The organism is Microbacterium sp. C448 (assembly GCF_000582705.2).
GTDB classification, from domain to species: domain Bacteria; phylum Actinomycetota; class Actinomycetes; order Actinomycetales; family Microbacteriaceae; genus Microbacterium; species Microbacterium lacus_A.
Map to the genome: position 1 here is coordinate 1 of NZ_HG779671.1, position 5,491 is coordinate 5,491.

Below are 5,491 nucleotides of genomic sequence, written 5' to 3' on the forward strand. Positions count from 1 at the left end.
TCGACGCCCGTCGGAGCCACTGAAACCCTCTTCTGGCTTCTACAGGAGGGGGTTTCTTTATGCCCGGTCAGAGGCCATTTATCGGAATGCGGGGTAGTGCAAATGGCCGCCCACTGGCAACTGCTACTTCCATACGGGCGTCCACTGCGCCATCTGTGCCGGCAAAGTGCCCGTCACCTCCCGGCACAAATGAGCTGATGCCCCTGCGCCGCTTGATCGCATCGTCCGGGGCGTTGACGAACGAACACAAATGAGCGCCAACTGCGACGAACTGCAATCGCGTGCGAAGTGGCCGATTGGCAGTGACTGCACGATTCCCATCGCCCACTCACACCCGCAATTGCATCACCGGCGGCCCGTTGAGCATCGCCGCGATTCGCTCTTAAGAAGCTGTTGCCACTGGCGCCACACACTCGATGCGGGTCCCTCGGGGCGCAGGTTGCAAGCGGATCGTATCAACTTCCGCTAATCCAAATTATGTCAGATGACTGACATAGGCGAGCAACCTGCATGCGGCCGGTGAGCACATGCGGAGCCGCGGCGCACGATCAGGTCCTTCATGACAGGACTCAAGCGCGAACTCCCACGTTTACAGCTGTGCGCAGGTCGCTCAGGGTGACACCAATCTCGGAGAGGGAGGCACGCATCTCGTCGTACACGGGTGCTGCACCCCGTAGGTCCTCGATTGTAAGGACGGCAGCGAATCGAACACCTTCGGCTGGAAAGGATTCGGCTGCTCTCGTGAGGTATTCGAGATCGAGGCGCCAGTCGGTCGATTTGCCTCGTCCGTTTGGCATGCGTGCCGTGTAGGACTTTACCGGGTACCACTTGCCAAGCACGCTCGCCAACGTGCGTTCGTTCGCATATCGATAGCCAGAGAAGAACTCGTGCGTCGGTTGTGCGCGGCTTTCGAAGACACCGTTCTCGTCAGACTGCTTCACGGCGCCGTCGAGATTTACACGGACCATTTCGACACCGTGGGCATAGTTGATGATGGGCTCGGTCACCAGTGTGAGCTTGAGAAGGCCACGACACTTGCCGTTGGTGTCGGAGAGTGAGTCTGGCCAGCGGAACGGAAACTTCACGTTCCGTCCAGGCTGAATGGTGTCACTGAGGACGATAGTCATCCGGTGCGGCTCACCCTCGAGAGTCTCGGCGACTGTGGGAAGATGGCCGCGACCAACGAACGAGGGCGCGACGACCGCCACTTCTTTCGCGAGGAGGGTTGCGGGGAGTCTGGCGCTATGGGTTGCGAGCGCGATGAGGAGATCGCGCGACACATCGCCGGAGATAGCCGCATCCAAGGTTGCGAGGTATCGGGCCACCAGCGGTGCTGCGTAACTGGTCCCCGCAACGTCGCGGATGGTGCCAAAGGAGCTAATCGCGGTCAGGCCGGTCGCTCGTGCGGGACCTTCGGGTCCCCCGCCTCCATACGCAGCGAAATCGGGCTTGAGCGCTGACGGGGTCTGATCGCTGCGACGTGTGTATCTCGCAGGTACGCCTTCAACGCCCTGCGCGAGTCCGGGTGGATTGGTCGCGCCGACACTGACATTGACCAGACTTTCAGCTGGCGCGAGGAGCCCGTCCGGGCCGGAATGGCGGGCGAGCATCGCGTTGACCTCGGTGCTGTTGGGAGGCCATTCTTCCCGCTGCTCGGTCTCGGTCAGGTTCCCAGCCGAGATCACGAAGAGCACGTCCAGATCGAGCGCGATTCTGTCGAGTCCTTGGGCAGCCAAACTGTAGGGGGCTCCACCCGGTGCCCTCCGAAGGTTGTACGACAAATTGAAAACCCGGACACCTGCTTCTTGCTTCGCGCGCGCGACGCTTGCACGAACCTCATCAAGAAAGTCCTCGAGAGATGCGTAGTAGTTGTCGTAGGCGCTGCCCGCAGGGAGCAGATCGAGATCGTAGACGCGGCAGTCCTCATCGGGATCCAAGATCCCAGAGTTGAAGGCGCTTCCCAACGCGATCAGTGAGGCGATGGTCGTTCCGTGATTCACTCGACTGACGTCACGGTCTCCTGGCGCAAGAAAGTCTGCCCGTCCGGCGACCCACGCTGAGTTGATGAACGGTCCACCGATTCCACCGTCGATGACTCCGACTACTGGTCGCACGCTTGCAGGATCCGGCGTACGTGCGGCCGATTCCTCGCCCGTGCTTGCAGCCGGCGCTTCAGTAGAGGGCGGAACTCGGTCCTCAAGCCTCACGCGCTTTACCGACGAGCTCGCCTCGAACTCCGCCAGCCCCTCCCGGAATGGGACAGTCGCCGGTGGGTGGTGAGCGACGTCAGACGGGCCGGGCGGCGACGCTTCAAGCGCACGTCTCACGCTTGCCTCGATTGCAGGAGGCGGCGCGATAGTGAAGGTGGTCTGCAGTTCGCGTAACCGAGCAGTCAACGCTCCAACCTCGGCAAGCGTTGCCGAGCGAAGGGGCTCGCGCTCGGGAAGATCAAATAGCTCAACCTGCGCCTTCGCGGCGCCATCGATCGTCAACCAAGCATCGGCTTCGTCAAGTGTGTATCCACGTTCTTCCGCAGGTGCCCACTCCCGCACGTCCTGGATCGCACTCACTTCTGTGCGTGGCGGCGACGGACTGTACACCAGTGCGCCGGAAGCGTCCGGCCGCCACCGTTCTTCGACCTCGGCGTCAGCGACCAGATCAATGACCTCTTCGAGCTTCGTCGGCGTTATCGCGAAGACGAGCTCCCCGTAGTCCCCGGTGCCCACATGGGACGCGCGCGATGATCTGAATAGTGTGCCGAACGGCCGGTGGGACTTCGCCAACGCATCCGGTCGCATCCGAACTGCAACGTTGACTCGGTCGCTTGCGAGGTTGTTTCTCAGGATGGAACGCAGCGCACCGACGATGGCTGTTCTGTGCTCAGCAAATCCGCGGTCGTCACCTCGGAAGAAGTCTTTCGCCGCACCGCCACCGCGACGACCGTCGCGATCCCCACGAAACCAATCGGGGTTCATCACAATCTGAACAGGGCCGCCAGCCATTTCACACCTTCACTTCGCTCGGGTTCAGCCAGCGGCTGATCGTTTTTCTATCCCTGCCAAAAATCACTCCAAGCTCGCTCTGGCTCAAAGATGCTGGCGGCTCGTTGAGATGCTTCGCGAGCTGCTGGTCAGTCGAGTCGAGCCCATCCGCGCCCTGTATACCCGTGGCCTGCGCTGCTTCGCGAAGCACGGTTACAGGTGACCGAGCATCCCGAGTCGCAAGCACTGTGGATTTCAGGAATGCCATTGCCAGCGTTCTGACATCAGCGCCTGATCGACCAGAGGTCACACTGGCGACGGCCTTGGCGAGCGGATCCACTTCTTCCAACCGGTCGAGAAGAAGATGGCCGATCTCAACCCGACCCTCGTACGTCGGCATGCCGAGGTGAATTTGATGCTCGAACCGACGCCACACTGCTGAGTCGAGGAGTTTCTCGTGGTTGGTGACAGCAATCGTCAAGCCGAACTCAGTCCGCTTATCGAGGTTCTGCAGCAACGCGTTCACTACACGCTTGATCTCTCCTACCTCGTTCGCATCGTCGCGGATCTTCGCGACAGCATCGAACTCATCGAGGATCAGCACGCAGTCGTAGCGGTTACAGAAATCGAAGAGAGCCCCGAGGTTCCTGGCGGTGTTGCCAAGCAGCGAAGAGATAAGCCCATCGAGACGCGCGATCACTGCTGGACGACCGAGACGCACGGAGATTGCGAGCGCCAGCGTGGTCTTACCTGTCCCGGGAGGCCCATAGATCAGCAGGGTGCGGCTGATGGGGAGCCCCACCTGCGCAAGTTCAGCTTCGTGCTGCCATTCGCGCACCAGCGAGTCGTACGCTGCCTGCGCCTGCACGGGGAGGACCGGTAGCGCGCGGCGACGGTCCGGCGTCACGACTTCACACAGCGGCGCTCCAGACTCACGATCTACGGGGAGCGCCGTCTTCGGCCCTAGTCGTTGAGCCGTCGGAGCAGCCGTTGCGACATCGGAGGGCTGCAAATTGATGGGCTCAACCGCCTGGCGGTTGCGAGCTCGCGTAATCAGCGACCGAAGCTTGCGGGCGTTGCTGTCATCTCCTGATTCGGCGAGCCTCTCGGCAAGGCGGGTTACCTGGTGCTCGATAGCCTCCGGGTTGCCAGCGAGAGCAGTGCGGGCGAGCGCCTGAATGACATCGAAGTTCTCCATGTGGACAACACTAGACGCTGGGTGCGACATTCACTCGCCCCGATGGGGCACTCGGGCCTCGAGATGGGACACGCGACGGTGTTCACTCGAGTGCATCGCGTCGGCCCGCCACCGCGACGGGATCCTGGCAAATGTCTCCTATCCCTACGGTTGTGAAACGCAATGCTTTATGGCGTAGTTTTCGCGGCGAGAGATCGCGCTTCGGCACGACCCATCGTGACGAAGTCGCGGGTGAATTCATCAAATTTTGACGGGTCGAGCTTGCCTGCGTCGACGAGCCGGGCTGCTTCCATCGACGCGTCGAGGGTCGGCTTTCCAGTGACGACCGGGTAGGGGAAAGACTGTAGGACACCGCGCGACCTAAGCACCTTGCTCGCCATCAGCGGGAAGCCGAAGGCAGGATCGCCGGCATCCGCGCGGAGATGGTCTCCATCGGGGAGCCACGCGAGCCCGTGACCCATTGGCTCGACCTTCCACCCCAACCCCTCGTAGAAACCCACCTGGTCTACTGGGATGTGCGCATGAATGAGATTCTGCACAACCTTTTGCGATCGCGTAATGATCTTCTTTACCAGCGCTGCGCCAATACCCTGCCCCCGGTGCTCCGGCTGGACAGCGAGGTACTGGAGGTTCATGGTCTGCGCGTCCGTATCGCCCGACGTCATCATGGAGGGCACCCCGACTGCAAATCCGACTATTTCCCCTTCTACTTCGGCGACGAAGGTGAAGGCGCGCATCGGCGCGGCGAGCCGTTCTGTGAGGGCAATAGCGGCGAGATTCTCGTCGTCGTATAAGTAGCCCGCGTGGCGCACTCCAGACTTTGCCGGAAAGTACTCGTGCTCCAGCAACCTGAGCGCTTCACGGTCGGCGGGGGTGGCGAATCGTATGCGGGGACGCGGTGTGGTCATGGGGAGACAGTATCGACTCCGGTCCGACGGTAGGCGGTTGCTCCGAGGTCGGATCCGCCCCACAGGGCCGATGGGTCGATGGGTCGATGGGTTCACGATCATTGCCGCGCTCGCACAGATGGAGCATGAGATATGGTGCGAACGCGTCACCGACTCCATCAGCAAATGGGCGGCCGCAAAGGCACGGACTATCGTCGTAGTCCAGCACGTGCTGCTGAGCAGGGGCTCCGACATCCACACCTGATGCCCTTACGTGCCGGGAAAGTGCCGGGAGCTCCATGGAATCGACGACGATCAACGAGCACCAATGAGCACTCGACCCGCGGAATCGCGCGACCAACGAGTACCAACTGAGACACGTGGAGTCGACGCGCCTAACTGAAAATCGTGAGGTCACGGGATCG

3 protein-coding genes are annotated in these 5,491 nt (G+C 61.5%); all 3 read right to left on the minus strand.

The annotated features are described in order from the left end of the window. Window positions 1-569: 569 nt before the first annotated feature. Window positions 570-3,002 (minus strand): S8 family serine peptidase, encoded by a 2,433-nt coding sequence (locus MIC448_RS07845; RefSeq protein ID WP_081766254.1) that lies wholly within the window; start codon window positions 3,000-3,002, stop codon window positions 570-572. A gap of 1 nt (window position 3,003) precedes the next feature. Continuing rightward, complete coding sequence (locus MIC448_RS07850; protein WP_036298077.1) at window positions 3,004-4,179, minus strand: ATP-binding protein; 1,176 nt, start codon at window positions 4,177-4,179, stop codon at window positions 3,004-3,006. Window positions 4,180-4,346: 167 nt separating this feature from the next. Further along, window positions 4,347-5,087, minus strand: coding sequence for a GNAT family N-acetyltransferase (locus MIC448_RS07855; RefSeq protein WP_036298075.1), 741 nt, complete (start codon window positions 5,085-5,087; stop codon window positions 4,347-4,349). Between the last annotated feature and the right edge of the window lie 404 nt (window positions 5,088-5,491).